General features: G+C 62.9%; 19 protein-coding genes, 2 tRNA genes and 1 pseudogene. 2 read left to right on the top strand and 20 right to left on the bottom strand.

What is annotated here, in order from left to right:
- Positions 1–9: 9 nt before the first annotated feature.
- From S7S_RS13450 to S7S_RS19750, 3 genes are all read right to left on the bottom strand, one after another.
- Positions 10–384 carry a hypothetical protein gene (locus S7S_RS13450; protein ID WP_008734245.1) on the bottom strand — a complete coding sequence of 125 codons (375 nt, stop codon included), beginning with the start codon at positions 382–384 and terminating at the stop codon, positions 10–12.
- Positions 385–529: 145 nt separating this feature from the next.
- Entirely contained in the window at positions 530–937 is a 408-nt protein-coding gene (locus S7S_RS13445) for a hypothetical protein (protein ID WP_008734246.1), read from the bottom strand.
- 138 nt (positions 938–1075) lie between these two features.
- Positions 1076–1162 (bottom strand) — tRNA-OTHER (locus S7S_RS19750).
- Between the two features lie 200 nt (positions 1163–1362).
- Between S7S_RS19750 and S7S_RS13440 the strand changes: the two genes are divergently transcribed.
- Together S7S_RS13440 and S7S_RS13435 are read left to right on the top strand one after the other, a co-directional pair.
- Positions 1363–1641 carry a CopG family ribbon-helix-helix protein gene (locus tag S7S_RS13440; protein ID WP_008734248.1) on the top strand — a complete coding sequence of 93 codons (279 nt, stop codon included), beginning with the start codon at positions 1363–1365 and terminating at the stop codon, positions 1639–1641.
- A complete protein-coding gene (locus S7S_RS13435) occupies positions 1629–1922 on the top strand; it encodes a type II toxin-antitoxin system RelE/ParE family toxin (protein WP_008734250.1) in 294 nt (97 codons plus the stop codon). Before S7S_RS13440 ends, S7S_RS13435 begins: the two co-directional genes overlap by 13 nt.
- 257 nt (positions 1923–2179) lie before the next feature.
- Here the strand turns inward: S7S_RS13435 and S7S_RS13430 are convergent.
- The 17 genes and pseudogenes from S7S_RS13430 to S7S_RS13350 form a co-directional block, all read right to left on the bottom strand.
- Positions 2180–2256: transfer RNA gene (locus S7S_RS13430), tRNA-Met, on the bottom strand.
- 59 nt (positions 2257–2315) lie between these two features.
- The gene (locus S7S_RS13425; protein WP_008734251.1) at positions 2316–3074 is read right to left on the bottom strand and encodes an IclR family transcriptional regulator; all 759 of its coding nucleotides are present in this window, start codon (positions 3072–3074) and stop codon (positions 2316–2318) included.
- A gap of 63 nt (positions 3075–3137) precedes the next feature.
- Entirely contained in the window at positions 3138–3728 is a 591-nt protein-coding gene (locus S7S_RS13420; protein ID WP_008734253.1) for an NUDIX hydrolase, read from the bottom strand.
- Between the two features lie 15 nt (positions 3729–3743).
- The gene (locus S7S_RS13415) at positions 3744–4757 is read right to left on the bottom strand and encodes a 2Fe-2S iron-sulfur cluster-binding protein (protein WP_008734254.1); all 1014 of its coding nucleotides are present in this window, start codon (positions 4755–4757) and stop codon (positions 3744–3746) included.
- Positions 4758–4759: 2 nt separating this feature from the next.
- Complete coding sequence (locus S7S_RS13410; RefSeq protein ID WP_008734257.1) at positions 4760–5110, bottom strand: non-heme iron oxygenase ferredoxin subunit; 351 nt, start codon at positions 5108–5110, stop codon at positions 4760–4762.
- Between the two features lie 29 nt (positions 5111–5139).
- Positions 5140–6036, bottom strand: coding sequence for a DMT family transporter (locus S7S_RS13405; protein WP_008734259.1), 897 nt, complete (start codon positions 6034–6036; stop codon positions 5140–5142).
- 28 nt (positions 6037–6064) lie between these two features.
- Positions 6065–6871, bottom strand: a complete 807-nt coding sequence (locus S7S_RS13400) for an SDR family NAD(P)-dependent oxidoreductase (protein WP_008734260.1) — start codon at positions 6869–6871, stop codon at positions 6065–6067.
- Between the two features lie 37 nt (positions 6872–6908).
- Complete coding sequence (locus S7S_RS13395; protein ID WP_008734261.1) at positions 6909–7766, bottom strand: VOC family protein; 858 nt, start codon at positions 7764–7766, stop codon at positions 6909–6911.
- 24 nt (positions 7767–7790) lie between these two features.
- The gene (locus tag S7S_RS13390; RefSeq protein WP_008734262.1) at positions 7791–9737 is read right to left on the bottom strand and encodes a TRAP transporter permease; all 1947 of its coding nucleotides are present in this window, start codon (positions 9735–9737) and stop codon (positions 7791–7793) included.
- A 116-nt stretch (positions 9738–9853) separates the two neighbouring features.
- Positions 9854–11179: an OprO/OprP family phosphate-selective porin gene (locus tag S7S_RS13385; protein WP_008734263.1), complete on the bottom strand. Its 1326-nt coding sequence runs from the start codon at positions 11177–11179 to the stop codon at positions 9854–9856.
- 97 nt (positions 11180–11276) lie between these two features.
- A complete protein-coding gene (locus S7S_RS13380) occupies positions 11277–12254 on the bottom strand; it encodes a TAXI family TRAP transporter solute-binding subunit (RefSeq protein WP_008734264.1) in 978 nt (325 codons plus the stop codon).
- 226 nt (positions 12255–12480) lie between these two features.
- A complete protein-coding gene (locus S7S_RS13375; protein WP_008734265.1) occupies positions 12481–13011 on the bottom strand; it encodes an aromatic-ring-hydroxylating dioxygenase subunit beta in 531 nt (176 codons plus the stop codon).
- Positions 13012–13038: 27 nt separating this feature from the next.
- Positions 13039–14340 (bottom strand): aromatic ring-hydroxylating oxygenase subunit alpha, encoded by a 1302-nt coding sequence (locus S7S_RS13370; RefSeq protein ID WP_008734266.1) that lies wholly within the window; start codon positions 14338–14340, stop codon positions 13039–13041.
- Between the two features lie 53 nt (positions 14341–14393).
- Entirely contained in the window at positions 14394–15227 is an 834-nt protein-coding gene (locus tag S7S_RS13365; RefSeq protein ID WP_008734267.1) for an alpha/beta fold hydrolase, read from the bottom strand.
- Positions 15224–15430, bottom strand: a pseudogene (locus S7S_RS13360) (2-hydroxymuconate tautomerase family protein); the annotation flags it as partial. The gene S7S_RS13365 and the pseudogene S7S_RS13360, both read right to left, overlap by 4 nt.
- An 18-nt stretch (positions 15431–15448) precedes the next feature.
- Positions 15449–16459 (bottom strand): 4-hydroxy-2-oxovalerate aldolase, encoded by a 1011-nt coding sequence (gene dmpG / locus S7S_RS13355; protein WP_338010709.1) that lies wholly within the window; start codon positions 16457–16459, stop codon positions 15449–15451.
- A 19-nt stretch (positions 16460–16478) separates the two neighbouring features.
- Entirely contained in the window at positions 16479–17447 is a 969-nt protein-coding gene (locus S7S_RS13350; protein WP_041026007.1) for an acetaldehyde dehydrogenase (acetylating), read from the bottom strand.
- Positions 17448–17729: the final 282 nt, after the last annotated feature.

Raw genomic sequence — 17729 nt, 5'->3', positions numbered from 1 at the left:
ATCGCGCCGTCACCGGCAGGCCCGGGGTGTCAGCACATCCACCAGCGCCTGGCTGCCGGCGACAATCCTCAGAATACAGCCTTCTATATATAGGTCCCGCGTTCCCTGTGGTGTGGGTGCCAGGGCCAGCGCCAGCCGTGCCGGTACCGGGCGAGCCCGCTTGAGCACCGACAAGGGCACCGCACGGCGCAGGGCCAGCCGGGACAGCCAGGCCGGAGTGCGGTACTGGTCGCGCAGGTAGAGCCCCAGATGGCGGCGATCCGAATGGCTGAAGTGCAGCAACCGCAGGCCGTCTTCCAGTGTGCAGCGGCGCAACTGGCTATACAGCCGCCCTGCCGGGCCGGGGGCGTGGGGGTCTTCAGGGGAACAGGTGTGTTGCGTCATCCTTGTCTGCATCCGGGCATCCTCGCCGCCGTAGTCAGGCATGATGAGAACACGATGCGTGCCGGAATGTTCCGGGTAACAGGCTGTTTTGCCGGGGAAAAGTCAGAATTGTGCGGCCCGTCGTGGTCGTGCTGTGCCGTTGCGCTCAGGCCGGCAGCATCACATCCAGCACGGTGTGATCACTGCGTCGCAGCCGCACGACATGGTCCTGAATCAGCAGCACGGTAATGTCGGCGTCCATCGGCGAGAGCTGGCTGATGACGTGCCCGGGCAGCGTCCGGGCGCTGCGCAGCAGGTCAAAGCCCAGTGTCTGCCCGGCGCTGACCGCCACACTGGCGCGCGGCAGCGCACCGAGTTCACGAACATGATTGCGCAGCACGGCGCGGTCACCGGCGCTGAAGCGATTGCGCTGGGCAGTGGCGACAACGCGCACTTCTTCCGTATGGCTGCGGCGGCTTCCGTCGCGTTTGGTGTCGGCAGCGGTGGGGGCAGCCTGGCCGAGCCAGGCCATGGTGGTGATCGCCAGCAGGCTGTTCAGGGCGAGCTTCTTCATGGTGGGGTTCCCGCGTTGAGTCTTCCTTTCCGACAGCGCATGCGGCGGATGTATCCCGTGGGGATGGGGGTCAGCGTGCAGGAAAACAAGGGCGGGTACAAACGAACAGGCCCGGTGCAAGACCGGGCCTGTTGAAGATGGTGGCTACGGGTGGACTTGAACCACCGGCCCCAGTCGAATTCGGGTCAACCATGCAATTGAGTGGCGGGTGATCCCGATTTCCCATGGCACCCAAACGTAGAAGGCCAGCTTCGTTCGCCCAGAGCCAGGTTTGGCTGCTCATCAGTTCGCTGCATTCAGCCAGCCGGACGGTGTCCGCGATTTGCCCATGCATAGTCAGTTATCCAGAGCTCAGGATCATGGACAGCGAGGCGTGCACTGACTATAGTCGCGAAAGGTATTACCTTTTAGCAAAAGGAGCGATCATGGCATCCGCGACCTCGATCAAGCTCGATGACGAACTCAAAGGCCGTGTGCAGCACCTCGCTGAATCCCGGCGCCGCACGTCGCACTGGATCATGCGGGAGGCTATCAGGCAGTACGTTGAACGCGAGGAAAAGCGCGAGGCGCTGAACCGGGACACGATCAAGGCGTGGGAGGAATTTCAGGCCACCGGGCTGCACGCCACGGCAGACGAAGTCGATAAATGGCTGGAGAGTTGGGGAACTGAAAACGAGTTGCCCGCGCCCGTATGCCACAAGTGATTTTTGCCCCGGCCGCGCTCCGGGATTTGCAGCGGCTGCGTGATTTCTTGCGCCCCAAGAACGCCGACGCTGCCCGCCGGGCCGGTGAAGCGATCCGGCAGGGGGTGCAAGTATTGAGCGCGCACCCGCGAATGGGGCTGCTGGTGGAAGACCTCCCGGAACAATACCGGGAGTGGCTCATCGACTTTGGCGATAGTGGCTACGTTGCCCGATACCGCATTGACGACGATGCGGTGATCATTCTTGCTGTGCGGCACCAGAAGGAAGTGGGCTTCTCATGACGGAACAGCTCCATTGTCATCGCAAGTCCGGTCATCGCAAGTCCGGTCATCGCAAGTCCGGTCATCGCAAGTCCGGTCATCGCAAGTCCGGTCATCGTAAGTGCCATGCATATATGTGCCTGGCCAGCGTGACCGCCGGACCACCTGAGCAGGGCGATATCGCCCAATCCGCTGGCCCTGAGTCAGGATTGGGGCAACGTTGAGTCAACCAGCAAAACAAAAAGGGCCTAGGCGAACACGCCTAAGCCCTTGATATTTGGTGGCTACGGGTGGACTTGAACCACCGACCCCAGCATTATGAGTGCTGTGCTCTAACCAACTGAGCTACGTAGCCATTTCGGGAGCGCGAATTCTCAGACAGTGGCTGCGTGCTGTCAAGCTTCCGTGTTTCCTTCAGGGCGCTTTCGCCAGCTTCGCTTCAATCTCCTGGGCATGTTGCTGCAACGCGCGCGCCACTTCACGGATTTTGCCCGGGTTCAGGCGCGTGGTCGGCGCTGACAACGAAATGGCCAGCCGCACCGGTCGCACGCCGGGTACGGCCACGGCGACACAGCGCAGGCCGGTTTCCACCTCCTCGTCATCGACCGCATAGCCGCGCCGGCGGATCAGCCGCAGCTCGTGGCGCAGGGCGTCCGCCGAGACGGTGGTCTTGTCGGTAAAGCGCTGGAAACTCTGCTGGCTGATGCAGGCTTCCAGCGAGGCGTCGTCCAGTTGCGACAGCAGCGCCTTGCCCAGCCCGGTGCAATAGGCCGGCAGTCGTTTGCCGATGTGGGTGATGACTGTCAGGCTGCGCGAGCCTTCTCCCTTGGCCACATAGCACACCATCTCATTGTCCAGAATGGCGGCATGGATGGTTTCGCCGAACTGTTGTGCCAGGGCCTCGACATGTGGCTGCGCAAGGCTGTGCATGGCATCGCTGATGGACACGCGGCCGCCGAGATCGGCCAGCAGCAGGCCCAGTTCAAAGGCGCCGTTTGGTGTGCGTACCACCGCGCCGACCTGTTGCAGCGTGAGCAGAAAGCGGTGCAGGGTGGCAACGTTGATATCCAGCCGTGCGGTGAGCTGCGCCAGTGTCAGCTTTTCGCCGGCATACGTGAACGCATTGAGAATACGGAATGCCTTGGTCACGGAGGCGTTGACGGGGGTTGCCATGGAAGTCCCTTGCCAGTGGTCACGGGCCGGCCAGTGTAATACGCGGCCGGCAGGGCGGACAGCTCAGGCAGGCAGCAATGCCCGCCGCAGCTCGCGCATGATGCGGGCCGTCAGGCCCCAGATGGCATGGCCGCCGTAGTCCATGACCAGCGTGTCGCGCAATTCGCCGCGATAGTAGCGATGGCGCGGCAGGTAATGCTGTTCCGCCAGGAAAAACGACAGCGGTACTTCCAGCACTTCACTGACCTCGGTCGGTTGCAGCCGCCAGGCAGGCCGCTGCGTGAGCGTGCCGAGCACCGGGTAGACGCGTACGCCGCTGCTGTTGCGCAGCGCCGGCAGCACGGTGCGGACCTGCACGGTGTTGGGTGGGAGGCCGAGTTCTTCGTCCGCTTCGCGCAGCGCGGCGTGCACCACGTCGGTATTGTCTTCCGGTTCCAGCAGGCCACCGGGCAAAGAGATTTCCCCGGCATGATGGCGCATGTCGGCGCCGCGCCGGGTCAGGATCACCGGGCAGTCCGGCTCGGTGGTCAGCAATGCGATCAGCACCGCTGCCACGCGGTCTTCGCCCGGGGCGGGAAACGGTCCCGGCGGCGCGCTCGCACTGGCGGCGCCGCCGAGGGTGCTCAGACGGTGGTGCAGTTGTTCTGGCGTCATGGCGAGCCCCGTCGCTCAGAAGAATCGGTCAAAGTGTACCTGCTGTTGCGGTACCTGGTGATCCAGCAGCAGCATGCGCGTGGTCGCCTGCACCATCGGTGGCGGGCCGGCCAGGTAGCATTCCAGCGTGGCCAGCTTCTCCCCGAGTGTGCGCGAGACCAGTTCATGGATAAAACCGGTGGCGCCGTGCCAGTTATCGCTGGCGCCAGGTTCGGACACGGCGACGTGAAACCCGGCGCGCTCGTTGAAACCGGGCAGGCGTTGCAGTTCTGCCAGGCCGCAGATATCTGCCGGCGTTCGTGCACCGAAAAAGAAATGCAGCCGGCGTTCCGCCAGTGCCGGGTCGCTGAGCAGTCCGCGTGCGATCGACAGCACCGGTGAAATGCCGGACCCTCCGGCAATGCACAGCACGTCGCGCGGCGAGGCCGGTTGCAGGTGCGCGAGGCCATAAGGCCCGTCCAGCAGCAGGCTGTCGCCCGGATGCAGGGATGCAAACAGCGCTTCACTCACTTCACCGCCCGGTTTGCGCCGAATCCAGAAATCCCAGACGCCGTCGTCATTGCCGAGGTTACTCATTGAATAGGCGCGTGGCGTGCGGGCACCGTTCAACGTCAGCATGGCGTACTGCCCCGGTAAAAAATGCGCCGGCGCGTCGGTGTGGAAACGGAATTCGATGATATCCGCAGTGACATCGCGGCGGGCCACCAGCGTGGCGCGCTGGCGTCGTGGCCGGTGCAGTGGCACAAACTGCGCATCGTTCGGCATGCGAATGGTGATGTCGCCGAGCGCACGGCACTGGCAGGCCAGTTTGCGGCCTTTCCTGATGTCGCGCGGTGTCAGCGCCGGCGCATCGGGCCAGAGTTCCTCGATCTCGCCGTCCAGCAACTCGAACTTGCAACTGCCGCAACCACCGGAGTTGCACTCGTACGGCAGGCCGATGCCCTGGCTCAGGCCGGCGCGCAGCAGCGTGTCGTGCGCCTCGCTCTGTTCGAAGCGGATATCGGTATTGTGCAGATGAACTGTCGGCATGGTTACTCCTTCGCGCGGCCGGCGCGCAGATTGATATAGACCTTGCCGTCTTCCACTGCCACCGGATAGCTGCGCACTGGCAGCACGCAGGGAAACGACAGCGCCTCGCCGGTCCGGATATCGAAGGTGCCGCCGTGCCAGGGGCACTCGACCACGAAATCCTCGTCCACCTCGCCTTCTGACAGCAGCGCCTGGCCGTGTGAGCAGGTATCGTCGGTGGCGTGGAATTCATCATTCACGCGATACAGCGCCACCGGATCATGGCCCGGTGGTTTGATCTGGCGAATATGGTTGTTGGCAAGTTCGCTGGCCTCGCACACATAGAAGCGGGCGAAATCAATGACGGCGTTCATGGGTATCTTCTCTCCGTGTTTAAGGGGGCTCAGGCGATACCGTAGGCGCTGACCAGCACCACGCCGGCCACGGTGGCGACCGTGCCGGTGATGACTTTGGGTGTGAACAGCTCGTCGGCACGCAGGAACAGCCAGGACACCAGCAACACGAACAGCGGCGTGGTAGCGGCAATCGGTGCGATCACCACCAGTGCTTCGCGTTGCAGGGACAGGTAAAGCAGCATTGGTCCCAGCCCGGAAAACACCCCGGCCAGGACAAAAAAGAAAAACTCGCGCCGGCTGCAGCGAATCTCGCGTACCTTGCCGGTGGCGAGCACATACAGGCTGGCAAACAGCCAGGACGAAAAGCAGGTGACCGCTGCGGCGGTAATGGCGTCCGTGCCCAGGTCGATGCCCATCTTGCGGAACACCACCGAAATGCCGTAGCACAGCGAGGCGGCCAGCGGCAGCAGCAGGTAAGTGCGTGGCACCTGCGCCAGGCTGCGTGTGCCCTGCTGGCCGCCTTCGGAGCCGACGATCACGCTGCCGACCACTACCAGCAGGGCGCCGGCCATGCCGAGCCAGGACAGATGCTCACCAAGAAACAGGATCGCCAGCAGTACCGACACCACCGGGTGCGTCAGTGTCAGCGGTGTGGTGATGTTGGCGCCCAGGTAGGTCATGCCGTGGAACTGGAACATGCGGCCCAGCAATGGCGCGAACATGCCGGACAGGAAAAAGTAGCGCCATTGCCACCAGTCGCCGAACTGCGGCCCGTGCATCACCAGGCTGATCAGCCACAGAAATACCACGTTCACGGACAGGGTGACCCACAGCGCCGTCGTGGTGCTGGCTGTCTTGACGCCAACACGCACACAGACGAAGGTCAGCGCGAACATCAGCGCGGACAGCAGTGCAATGACGACGGGAAACAGCGCGGGCATCATCGTACTGACACTCCGGTGAGGCGGGCCATCACACTCTGTCTCCGTCGATACGTGTGCCGCGTTTGCCGGTGTCGATCACTTCGCCGGTGACATAGGCGGCGTCGTCCGACGCGAGAAAGGCAATCACGGCGGCCTGTTCCTCCACCGTGGCCGGATGGTCGAACAGGCCTTCGCGGGTCACGTAGTCGTAGAAGTAGTCGTTCCAGCGCTGCTCTTGCTCATCCAGCGGGCGTTCCAGGCGTGGTGTCGGCCGTTCCCTGACCGCCGTGTTGCCCGGCGCCACGCAATTGACGCGGATGTTCAGGTGCGCCAGCTCGACCGCAAGGGCGGTGGTCAGGCCCACTACGCCGCCTTTCGAAGCGGAATAGGGAATGCGGAAAATGCCCATGGTCGCGTTGGAGCCGACATTGACGATGCTGCCGCCGTACTGCATGTGCGGGATGACCGCGCGGCAGCACCACAGGGGCGGCCAGAAGGAGCGGTCGACTTCTGCCCGGATTTCCTCTTCGCTGTAGTGCCAGAACGGTTTTTTCCAGATGGTGCCGCCGACATTGTTGACCAGCACATCAATTTTGCCGAAGGCGTCCTGGGCGCGGGCCATGGTGTCCTGGGCGCCGTCGAAGGTCGCCAGGTCGGCGACCGCCGTCACGGCCTGATAGCCTTCCGCACGCAGGGCGTCGGCCGCCGCCTGTGCTGGGCCGGCGGCCTTGTCAGCCAGTACCACGCTGGCGCCTTCGCGTGCCAGCCGCCAGGCGGTGGCCAGGCCGATGCCCTGGCCGGCGCCGGTAATCACTGCCACTTTGCCGATAAAGCGTTTGCAGCCGTGTTCGCTCATGCAATGTTCTCCTGTCGAGACGGGCGGTGCCCGTCGATCACTCACTGAATTCCTTCACGTTTGGCCGCGCGCCCCACATGCAGAAGGAGGTCGGTTTCATTTCGAAATGCCGTGGCACATAGCCGGCTTCATCGGTAATGCGCTTGACGCCGGAGGAATACTCATAGACCCGTTTGTCCGGGCCGAGGAAGTAGATGAAGATCGCCGTGGAGGTCGGATGGCGGCCGGGGCCGAACACGATCGGCACGCCCTGTTCCTGCAGGAAGTACCAGGAGCGCATGACGTCGTCGATGCTCTCGACCTGGAAATTGACGTGTTGCACGCCGGTCTTGTCCGAGGAAAACAACGCGATCTTGTGGTGCACCGGATCAATGCGCAGCAGGGCACCATCGCCGATACGGTCGCTGACACGCGCATTCATGGTCTGCGTCCAGAAGGCGAGATCGCGTTCGATGTCACGGCTGTGCAGGCCAAAGTGGCCGAACTCGGTAATGCCTGCATCGCGGGAAGGAAAGTACCGCACACCGGTGACATGCGGACGGTACACCAGCTCTATGCGGTTTTCGTTCGGGTCAATGAACTCGAAAAAGGCGTCCACGTGCCGTTCGGCACAGGCAGCCTCGTCACCCCATTGCACCGCGATACCGAGGGCCTGGAGTTCATCGGCGGCCTGTTGCAGGTGTGCGTATTCTCTCAGCGCAAACGCCGAGGCGTCGTAGCTGGCATCGCCCTGGATATAGCACAGGTTGAACACACTGTTGTCGCCGCGCAGATAGGCGTGGGTGGCGGTGCGTTCGCGTAGCTCCAGGCCGAGGATACGGGTGCCGAAGTGCACCATTTCATCCAGGTCCCGGCAACCCAGGCGGAGATAGCAGATGTCATGCAGAGAAATCATGATAAATCTCCTGATCGAAAAAGATCACTGTTTGCTGTGGGCAGCATGTTGTTTCAGCGAGCTGAAGCGCGGTGTGCCGCGCAGACGACGGCTGATCAGGTAGCCACCGGCCAGCACCAGTGCGGTAATGCCGACCGACGTCCAGGGCGAGAATGCCAGCAGGACCGCTGCCACCAGTGCCACGCGTAGCGCTGTGGAAAGCTGGCCGTGGTACCAGCCTTCGGAAGTGCAGGCGAGGATCATCACGGAGGCGGTAGCGAGTGAGATGTCCATGACGATCTGTGGCCATTCGCCGATCAGCAGCAGCCCCGGGTGGTAGATAAAGGCGTACGGCAGCGCGAACACCACCATGCCGATGCGCGCGGCGGTCAGTGACACCGCCATCGGGCGTTCATCGGCGATGGTACTGGCCACGTAGGCGGACACCGCCACCGGTGGTGTGATGTAGGAGGCCACGGCGTAGAAAATCAGAAACAGGTGCGCCTGCAGCACGGTCAGGCCGGCATCCACCAGCGCCGGGGCGACCATCACCGCAACCAGGGAATAGACCGCCACCACCGGCATGCCCATGCCGCAGATAATGGTGACCACGGTGGCCAGCATCAGCGCCAGCAACAGATGTGCTTCGGCAACACTGAAGATCAGCGCCGACAGTTTTGATGCCAGGCCGGTGAGATTCAGGCCGAGCATCAGGATGCCGGCGCCGGCCACGGCGGCGATCAGTGGCGCCAGTGCAGTACAGACTTCCACGCAGCCTTCGATAAAGCGTTTCGGCGTGATGCGCTGCCCTTTGATCAGCCAGCTCGCCACGATCACCGTCAGCAAGGACGTGCTGGCGGCCAGCGCGGGCGTGTGGCCATTGAGCATGTAGTAGACCAGCAGCGCCAGCGGCAGGATGAATATCCAGCCGGTGCGCACCACCGTCCAGAAGGAAGGCACCAGTTCGCTGTCGATCTGCCCGACTTTGTGGCGGCTGGAATAGTTGTGTACCTGAACATAGATGCCCAGGTAGTAGAGCAGGGCGGAGGCCAGGATCGACAGCAGGATGTCGCTGTAGGCGATGCCGGTGAATTCCACCATCAGGAATACCACCGCACCCATGACCGGCGGCAGCAGCGCACCGCCGGTCGACGCCACTGCTTCCACGGCCGCAGCATAGCGGCCGCCGTAGCCGGCACGTTTCATCATCGGAATGGTGATGGAGCCGGTGGTCATCACGTCCGCCGCCGGGCTGCCGGAAATCATCCCGAACAGACCGCTGGAGGTTACCGCGACTTTGGCCGAGCCGCCGACACGACGACCGGCCAGCAGCGCGGACAGGTTGAAGAAAAAATTGCCGCCGCCACTTTTTTCCAGGAACTTGCCGAACGTCACGAACAGGAACGCATACACGGCTGCGACCTGTACCGGCGCCGAGAACAGGCCGCCATCATGAGGCGATACCATCAGGCCTTCGAGAAGATAGTCCCATTCCAGGCCGCGATGACCGAAAAAGCCGGGCAGATGATCGCCGAACAGGCAGTAGGCGATCACCGTCCAGACCACTACGGAGATGCCGGGCCCGACGCATCGGCGGAGCAGTTCCAGCGTCAACAGCAGATACAGCCCGGCCACCAGCAGGTCGGCCGTCTCAAAGTAACTCAGGCCGCTGATCCATTCATGGTAGCGGCCCATCTGGGAAATCAGGTAAAGCCCGCCCGCCAGGGCGAGCGCAGAAAGCAGATAATCCACCGGCGTGCTGCGGTGTACGTCCGGTGCATAACTGAATGCCAGAAAGGCAATCACATACATCGGCACAATGAACACGATCGCCAGCTCCAGGCGACCGAATTCGCCGGCCAACGCGTACCAGATCTCGAACAGGGTCAGTGGCACCGCCAGGCAGGCGAAGAAAATATACTTGTAGCGGTTCATGGGCACTTTGTTGCCCATCTGGAACAGCAACCAGAATGCACGTTTGATGTAGTACATAACACACCTGTTGGGTGGCAGTTACGGGCAGGCCCCGGTTGTGCCGTGGCCTGCGCGGTCAGGAGAGCGGGCCGGCCACGTCAGCGGCCCGCTCCGGTGTCACGACCGGCCAGGGGTTACCATTCCACCTGGGCACGGGCCTGGACGAAGGACGGCTCGTCACCGTCGTTCGGACCGCCATCGACTTTCAGCACGCTGCCGTATTCCAGCGTGAAGCGCAGCCGTTGTTCCGGGAACCAGTTGACGCCGAGCGAGGCCATGTCGATCTGGCCGCCGGTGATGCTCTGGTCACTCAATTCCAGCGTGCTGTAGCTGGCGACAAGCTGCCAGGCACCGACACCACCCTGGCTCAGCGGGCGTGCCGGAGTGGGTGGGCCGAACACATTCAGTCGCGGATCGTAGGCACGGGATTCACCGGTCAGGAATACGCCGGCGTTGACAAAGGCACCGGTGAATTCCGGCTTTTCGCCATCGGCGGCACCGCCCTGGATGGCGTCATACTTTTGCTGAAAGTATTCCGTCTCCAGTTCAAAGCGACCGTGCTGATACATGGCCTGGGCGCCGGCGGCGCTGAAACCGTCTGCAACAAAGGCGCCTGTGTCCACCGGGCGGAACGGACTCAGGTTTGTTTGCGGACGAGTGCGCAGCCGGTGGCCGTCAGCGCCTTTCGAGGATTGTTCCCGGAAGGAGGCGCCGAACATCAGTACGTGGCCCTTGTCGCGGATGGGCGAGTAGGTCACCTGGGTGGCCACATCCACCGGGTCGTCCAGGTTGCTGTCGGTGGCGCGGCTGCCCAGCGGCGCGCGTGCCACCGCCGTGCTCCAGCGCCAGCCGTCCCCGAGTACATCGGCGCGCAGGCTCAGGCGGCGTGCGCCGGCACCCAGCATCAGGCTGGGGTTCGGCTGCTCCATGAACAGGGTGTACTTCGGGCTCTGCTGGCCGAGAAAACCGAACGGCAGGAACTGGTTGCCCAGGCTGACCAGCACCGGCGTGCCGGCCACGTCCAGATTGTTGTAGCGCAGGTAGGCATCCTTGATGCCGTCTTCGGCGCTGCCGGTGAAGTCGTACTGGAACACATAGGACCAGTGTTTATAGAGCGTGCCGCTGGCTTCCAGGCGCGCCTGGCGGAACTTGGTGCCACCGCCCATGGGCGAGATGTCTTCGTCGTACCAGGCGGTATCGAGCAGCATGCGGCCGCCGACGCGCGCGGTGAAGTTGCCGTCATCGCTGTTGAACTGGATACGGCCGCCGCGTTGCTGCGCACTGACATTGCCCTTGTTGCTGTCTTCCAGGCGTTGTTCCAGCTGGCGAATACGTTCGGCCAGCTCTTCATTGCTCTGGGCCTGGGCCGGTTGTGTGCCAGCGGCGAGCAGGCCGCCAAGCAGCAGCAGGGACAGCGGTGCGCGGCGCGCGCGCAGTGAGTCAATTGAGAGTCGATTCATCACGGTTCCCTTTATCATTCTTAAATAGTGAGAATTCATCTTCATATCTGTGCAGGCTAAAAAAAGGGCGGCGCTGGCCGGTGACGGCCGGCGCGGCTTACTTGATCAGCCCGACTTCCCGGTAAAAGGCCTCGGCACCCGGATGCAGCGCCAGGCTGCCCATGTCCGGCAGGCGCTCGCGGCTGGCCAGCGACAGCGCCGGGTGCAGCGAACGGTAGCGCTCCATTTGCTCGTACATGGCTTTGGCCAGCTTGTAGGCATCGTCGAAGGTGGCTTCCGGCCCGGCCACAATGATGAAACTGGTGAACGGCACGATCAGGTCTTCCTGCTGGAAGCTGTAGCTGCCGCCGGGAATCACGCCGGTCTGGATGCCGAGTTCCCCGGCGACGTATTCGGCCAGTTCTTTCGACAGAGGCACAAAGGCGATGTCCTGCACGCTGCCGAGCTCGACGATCGAGCCGGACGGTGTGGCGCCGCCGGTGATGATCACGTCCAGACGGCCATCACGCATCAGATCGTTGGATGCCCCGGTAGGTTGTGGCACCAGACGGCCACCCCAGCGCTCGATGTCCTCCATCGTCTTGTCGTAGTAGGCCAGCAGCGCGCGCACATGTTCGCGTGCCCAGAGGTTGCCTGGCTGGTTGACGGAAACACGCATCGGGACCTGTTTTTTGATCAGGTCGTCAAAGGTCTTCACGCCGTGTTCTTCGAGGAAGGCGCGCCGTGCGTACACTTTCAGTGCAAACACATCCGGTGCGCCGTTGAGCACGCCGGTGATGCTGCCTTCGGGGTAGGGCGAGCGGAACGGCGCGCGGCCGGCATAGGCCATGCGCGGTTCAATGATGCTTTCCAGCGCGAAGGGCCGGCGTCCGGTACGCAGGTGCTCAAGGCCACCGGCCGGGTTGCCCGGTTCATAAATGATGCTTGAATTGGGGTAGGCGCGGCGCACGGCGTCGATCACGCCTTCACCGAATACGGTCACCTGGCCGCCGGAGGAATAGCCGGCGATAGTCACGTTGACGGGACTGTCGTCCACCTCGGCCGCATGGCCGGACAGGGTAAGGCAGGTCAGCATCCCTCCGAGAAGGGCAGTCACAATGAAGCGGCAAGGCCGCTGTAGCGCGTTCAGCATGGCGTTTCTCCGTGTGTGTCGTTTCTTGTAGAAATAGTTTTTCCTGCCGCGGGCACTCCGGCCCGTCGTCGATCCGCACCGCGTGGGTAAACGCGGCTGCGGACAGCTCCTTCTGAAGCGGACGCCTGGCGTCTGGCGCCCGCTGTTCCTGCGGTAGACGTGGCCTGCCTTACACCAGAAAAGTGAGATTCGGCATGGCGTCGTCGTTGTTCAGTAACATCACCTTCTTGCTGCGGATCCGAAACCCATTGGCGGTGTCCACCAGCCGGTACAGTGTCTTGCCCAGCCAGAGGTTCTGCTGTCCGACGCGGGTCTCGCCGAGCACAAAGCTGGCGGCCACTTCCATTTCATCGCCATCCACGGACAGCGGCAGCACGCCGCTGACACTGCGCACCAGTTTTGCCAGTGGCCGGTACGCGTGAGCGGTCTTGTCTTTCAGGCGCATGATCCGTTCCAGCAACCGGGTGCGGTCGTCGTAGATGATGGCGATGCCGGTAGACGGGTCCTGTTCGTCGCTGTTGCAGGGCACCCAGTACAGCACCTCGTCGCTGTCCCACAGGGCCAGCCAGCGGTCGTATTCGTGCGCGTCCATCAATGCCGCTTCCAGCGCCAGGAAGCGCTCCAGCCGTTGTTGTGTCTGTGTGTCGACGATGCCCTGGTGGATGACTTCCGGCATTGCCTTGACGATCTGTTGAGCCATTGAAGTGTTCTCCTCGAAGCGCGGGCATCAGCCCCGGGTCATCAGCTTTTTCCATTCCTGCATCTGTGCGCGCTGCGTGATCTCGTCGCTGATGCAGGACGCCACCGAGCCGTCTTCATCCACTTCTTCACGGTGAATGCCACGGCCAAGCTGCACCCAGGGATCGGCGTCGGCCAACAGGCCGCGCTGGGTTCGTTCGAAAATTTCCGCATCGTCCGGCGAGCCGGCCGCTGCCGGGCCATAGAACGCCTCGTGGGCGCGCAGGCGTTTCTCGTTGATCGACGGGCCGACACCTTTCAGGAATACCGGGTACATCAACACTTCGGTTTCGCCGGGGCTGATCGGGATTACCACGCGCACATGGTCGTGGATCAGTTGCAGATTCGGGAACAGGCCCAGGTGCGGGTCGCCGTGCCAGGCAATCAGATCGCGGGCACGCTCCTCGCCATAGGCGCTGATCATGTCGTCGACGTAACGCGCGCCTTCCTCGCTGCGGCGCAACTCCTCAATGGAGGCATCCGCGTGGGGACGTCGCTGTTCACGAAAATCCAGGCAGGCATGGCCATGCGGGAAACCGCGTGTACGGCTCTTGGACACATCGGCAAACGGATCTTCCAGGTGCAAGGCCCCGACGGCGGAACCGGTGGTGCTTTCGCGCTTGCTGAAAATCTTGAACACCGACATGTGCACGTAGTGCGGGTGATAGCCGTCCATGCCCACCTGCTTCCAGTTGCCCCGGTAGCGGGTGCGGTTGACCACGCCCGGTTTGACCTGAAGCTCGCCGATGGGGGAGGCATCCACCATGATGTCGATATAGGGTTTGGTCGAGCCAAGATAGTCCGACAGCGACATGCCTTCCCTGGCCACGCTGGCGAAAACAAAACCACGATAACTTTCCACGCGCGGTATCCGGGTCAGGCCGTGCGCGTCGCACTTGAAATCCTTGTCGTAGGCTTCCGGGCCGGTCAGGCCGACCAGATCGCCACGGGTGTCATAGGTCCAGCCGTGATACCAGCACTGGAATCGACGCGTATTGCCGTGACTGGATTCGCACACCTGCGCACCACGGTGGCGGCAGCGATTGATCAGCAGGTGGATCTCGCCCTGCTCGTCGCGTGTGGCGATGACCGGGTAACGGCCGATCTGCAGGCGCTTGAAATCCCCGGCGTTGGGAATCTCACTCTCGTGCAGGGCAAACAGCCAGGTGGTATGGAAGATACGTTCCATCTCATCCTGAAAGATCTGCTCATCAGTGAAGATCGCGCTGTGTACGCGGTCTTCCTGTACCAGCGCGCTGTAGTCGCGACCGGTGGGGATGCGGGTTGTCATTGCCTGTGTCCTCGTTACTGCGCTTGCGTCATGATGCTCATCGGTCAAAGCAGTCACTCATCCAGAAAATGCGTGACCAGAAGATTGAAGCGCGCCGCGTGCTCGATCTGCGTCCAGTGGCCGCACTGGCCAAACAGGTGCAGTTGCGCGCGCGGCAGCAGGGAAAACAGTTTTTCAGAGGTTTCCGGGGGCACGATGATGTCCTCGCGGCCGTGGATGATCAGCGCCTCCTTGTCGATGGCGCGGATGTCGTCGTCGCGGCTGGCCAGTGCATCGACCCAGCGCTGCCGTGGCGCAGGAAACATTTTCGCGAACGATTCCTGATAGCCCGGGCGCACACTGGCGCGATAGCGCAGCTCCGCCAGTTCGTCGCTGACCAGGTCCTTGTTGAAGGCAAAAGTATCCATCAGCGTGCGCATATTGCTGACCGAGGGGGTATAACCCCACACCTGGTCCAGCCCCTGGGTGAGCGTGAAGGGCACGCCCGCCGCTCCCATCAGTACCAGGCGGCGTACCCGTTCCGGATGACGGATCGCCAGCGCCAGCGCCAGGGCGCCGCCGTAGGAATTGCCGACGATGTCGGCCTGCGGAATATCCAGTGCATCGAGAAAACCGATGGCATGGCCGACCCAGGTATCCAGGTTGTACTCGATACCTTCGGGGCGTTCGGTATAGCCGAAGCCGACCATGTCCGGCGCCACCACACGGCGACCGCTGGCCAGTACCGGGATGTTCAGGCGCCAGTTGGCCCAGGCGGTCACGCCCGGCCCGGAGCCGTGCAGCAGCAACAGCGGTGTGCCGGTGTCATGGCCCTGGTCGTGATAATTGGTATCGATGCCGGCGGCCTGGATATGCAGGCCGATTTCAGGGTTCTGCGCGCTGCTCATTGCGCACCTCCATCACGTTTCGCAAGCGAAACGCCGGCGCTGCCCCAATGTGTTTTGGGGACTTCCTGAATCACGACGCGCACGGATTCCTTTTTTACGCTGAGCGTATTCACCAGCGTGTCGGTCATGTTGGCGATCAGTGCTTCGATCTGTTCTGGTGTGCGGCCGTGGGTCAGCGTGACCTGCAATAGCGGCATGGTGTTCTCCCGTTGTGTTGTGCTTCAGGCGTTGAGCATGTCCAGCGCCACGTCCACGATCATGTCTTCCTGGCCGCCGACCATGCGGCGACGGCCGAGCTCGACCAGGATGTCGACGGTCTTCAGGCCGTATTTCTGTGCCGCCACTTCGGCATGGCGCAGGAAGCTGGAGTAGACCCCGGCGTAACCGAGCGCCAGCGTTTCCCGGTCCACCCGCACCGGCCGGTCCTGCAACGGCCGCACGATGTCATCGGCCGCGTCCATCAGCGTGTACAGGTCGGTGCCGTGATCCCAGCCCAGCCGTTCGGCAGCGGCGATAAACACTTCCAGCGGCGCGTTGCCGGCCCCGGCCCCCATGCCCGCCAGGCTGGCGTCGATGCGGTCACAGCCCTCTTCCACCGCAGCAATGGAATTGGCCACGCCCAGCGACAGGTTGTGGTGCGCGTGGATGCCGGTCTGGGTTTCAGGTTTCAGGGCGTCTTTCATGGCGCGGAAGCGATCGCGCACGTCCTGCATGCCCAGCGCACCGCCGGAATCCACCACATAGATGCAGGTGGCGCCGTAGCGCTCCATCAGCTTGCCCTGCTCGGCCAGCTGCTGCGGCGTGGTCATGTGGCTCATCATCAGGAAGCCCACCGTGTCCATGCCCAGTTCGCGGGCGTATTCGATGTGCTGCTTCGACACGTCCGCTTCGGTGCAGTGGGTGGCCACGCGCACGATGCGGGCACCGGCACTGTAGGCGGCTTTCAGGTCATGCACGGTGCCAATACCCGGCAGCAGCAGGGTCGCCACTTTTGCATGGGTCACGGTGTCGGCCACCGCTTCGATCCACTCGAGATCGGTGTGGGCACCGAAGCCGTAGTTGAAGCTGGAGCCTTGCAGGCCATCGCCGTGGGCCACTTCGATGGAATCGACTTTCGCTTTGTCCAGCGCAGCGGCGATATCGCGCACGTTCTGCAGGGAATACTGGTGGCGGATGGCGTGGGAGCCATCGCGCAGGGTCACATCGGAGATATAGAGTTTCTTGCTCATGATCGCCTCCTTGATCGGCCGTTCAGGCCGCACCGGCCGCGCGGACGCGCAGGGCCAGTTGTTCCGCGGTGGCCAGGGCCGCCGAGGTCATGATGTCCAGGTTGCCGGCGTAGGCGGGCAGGTAATGGGCCGCGCCTTCGACTTCCAGGAAGATCGAGGTCTTCAGGCCGGAGAAGGTGCCGACACCGGGCAGGTGCAGCGGATTGGCGTCGTCGAAGACGTCAAACTGCACTTTCTGCTTCAAGCGATAACCCGGCACATAGGCGTTTACCTTTTCGGCCATGGCCTCGACGGCCGCTTCGACCTTCGCCTGGTCGGCCAGCTCGGAGAGCACGTAGACGGTGTCGCGCATCAGCAGCGGCGGCTCGGCCGGGTTGAGGATGATGATGGCCTTGCCCTTGGCAGCGCCGCCGATCACCTCGATGGCGCGGGAAGTGGTCTCGGTGAACTCGTCAATGTTGGCGCGGGTGCCGGGGCCGGCGGACTTGCTGGCAATGGACGCGATGATTTCCGCGTAGTGGACCTTGGCCACGGAGGAGACGGCGGCGACCATCGGGATGGTGGCCTGGCCACCGCAGGTGACCATGTTGACGTTCGGGGCGTCGAGGTGTTCGTCCAGATTGACCACGGGCACACAGTAGGGGCCGATGGCGGCTGGCGTCAGGTCGACGATGCGGAGACCCGGCTTCGCTTCACGCAGCAGTTTGTCGTTGTAGACATGGGCGCCGGCGGAGGTGGCATCGAAGACGATGTCGATGTCGGCGAATTCGGGCATGGCAATCAGGCCCTCGACGCCGGTGGCGCAGGTGGCCACACCCATGCGTGCCGCACGGGCCAGGCCGTCGGAGGCCGGGTCGATGCCGACCATCACGCCCATTTCCAGCGCCTGGCCATGGCGCAGGATCTTGATCATCAGGTCGGTGCCGATGTTGCCGGAACCGATGATGGCGGCCTGCAGACGGCGGGCAGCGTGATGCCGGATGTCACTCATGGTCTGGCTCCGTCAGCTCCGGCTGGATGACGCCCAGGCGTCTCGCCGGAGATTTGTTGTTCTCAATATGTGAGACAAGCTCTCACTATTTGTTTCTTCCGTATAAAAGCCACGATACCCTGTCGCCGGGTCGTGGCCACCTGCTTCGTGCCCAAGGTGTCGCCCGGTGCACAGCAGGTCAAATAATCATCTAACTTCGTAATCTAAGTTAGATATCTAAGATATAATCAGACCCCCCTGGCGTGTCAAGCGTTTTTCGGTTGAGCCGGCGTGTCCGGGGAG

The sequence above is a fragment of the Isoalcanivorax pacificus W11-5 genome, assembly GCF_000299335.2.
Classification (GTDB): domain Bacteria; phylum Pseudomonadota; class Gammaproteobacteria; order Pseudomonadales; family Alcanivoracaceae; genus Isoalcanivorax; species Isoalcanivorax pacificus.
This window is presented reverse-complemented; position numbering and strand designations above follow the sequence as displayed.

What these genes read in the sequence shown, in the direction of transcription:
- S7S_RS13405 (WP_008734259.1), bottom strand. Translation starts at nt 6,036, where the DNA reads ATGATGCCCGCGCTGTTTCCCGTCGTCATTGCACTGCTGTCCGCGCTG.
- S7S_RS13445 (WP_008734246.1), bottom strand. Translation starts at nt 937, where the DNA reads ATGAAGAAGCTCGCCCTGAACAGCCTGCTGGCGATCACCACCATGGCC.
- S7S_RS13425 (WP_008734251.1), bottom strand. Translation starts at nt 3,074, where the DNA reads ATGGCAACCCCCGTCAACGCCTCCGTGACCAAGGCATTCCGTATTCTC.
- S7S_RS13440 (WP_008734248.1), top strand. Translation starts at nt 1,363, where the DNA reads ATGGCATCCGCGACCTCGATCAAGCTCGATGACGAACTCAAAGGCCGT.
- S7S_RS13450 (WP_008734245.1), bottom strand. Translation starts at nt 384, where the DNA reads ATGACGCAACACACCTGTTCCCCTGAAGACCCCCACGCCCCCGGCCCG.
- S7S_RS13350 (WP_041026007.1), bottom strand. Translation starts at nt 17,447, where the DNA reads ATGAGTGACATCCGGCATCACGCTGCCCGCCGTCTGCAGGCCGCCATC.
- S7S_RS13365 (WP_008734267.1), bottom strand. Translation starts at nt 15,227, where the DNA reads ATGAGCAGCGCGCAGAACCCTGAAATCGGCCTGCATATCCAGGCCGCC.
- S7S_RS13420 (WP_008734253.1), bottom strand. Translation starts at nt 3,728, where the DNA reads ATGACGCCAGAACAACTGCACCACCGTCTGAGCACCCTCGGCGGCGCC.
- S7S_RS13395 (WP_008734261.1), bottom strand. Translation starts at nt 7,766, where the DNA reads ATGATTTCTCTGCATGACATCTGCTATCTCCGCCTGGGTTGCCGGGAC.
- S7S_RS13410 (WP_008734257.1), bottom strand. Translation starts at nt 5,110, where the DNA reads ATGAACGCCGTCATTGATTTCGCCCGCTTCTATGTGTGCGAGGCCAGC.
- S7S_RS13390 (WP_008734262.1), bottom strand. Translation starts at nt 9,737, where the DNA reads ATGTACTACATCAAACGTGCATTCTGGTTGCTGTTCCAGATGGGCAAC.
- S7S_RS13400 (WP_008734260.1), bottom strand. Translation starts at nt 6,871, where the DNA reads ATGAGCGAACACGGCTGCAAACGCTTTATCGGCAAAGTGGCAGTGATT.
- S7S_RS13415 (WP_008734254.1), bottom strand. Translation starts at nt 4,757, where the DNA reads ATGCCGACAGTTCATCTGCACAATACCGATATCCGCTTCGAACAGAGC.
- S7S_RS13375 (WP_008734265.1), bottom strand. Translation starts at nt 13,011, where the DNA reads ATGGCTCAACAGATCGTCAAGGCAATGCCGGAAGTCATCCACCAGGGC.
- S7S_RS13385 (WP_008734263.1), bottom strand. Translation starts at nt 11,179, where the DNA reads ATGAATCGACTCTCAATTGACTCACTGCGCGCGCGCCGCGCACCGCTG.
- S7S_RS13380 (WP_008734264.1), bottom strand. Translation starts at nt 12,254, where the DNA reads ATGCTGACCTGCCTTACCCTGTCCGGCCATGCGGCCGAGGTGGACGAC.
- S7S_RS13435 (WP_008734250.1), top strand. Translation starts at nt 1,629, where the DNA reads ATGCCACAAGTGATTTTTGCCCCGGCCGCGCTCCGGGATTTGCAGCGG.
- S7S_RS13370 (WP_008734266.1), bottom strand. Translation starts at nt 14,340, where the DNA reads ATGACAACCCGCATCCCCACCGGTCGCGACTACAGCGCGCTGGTACAG.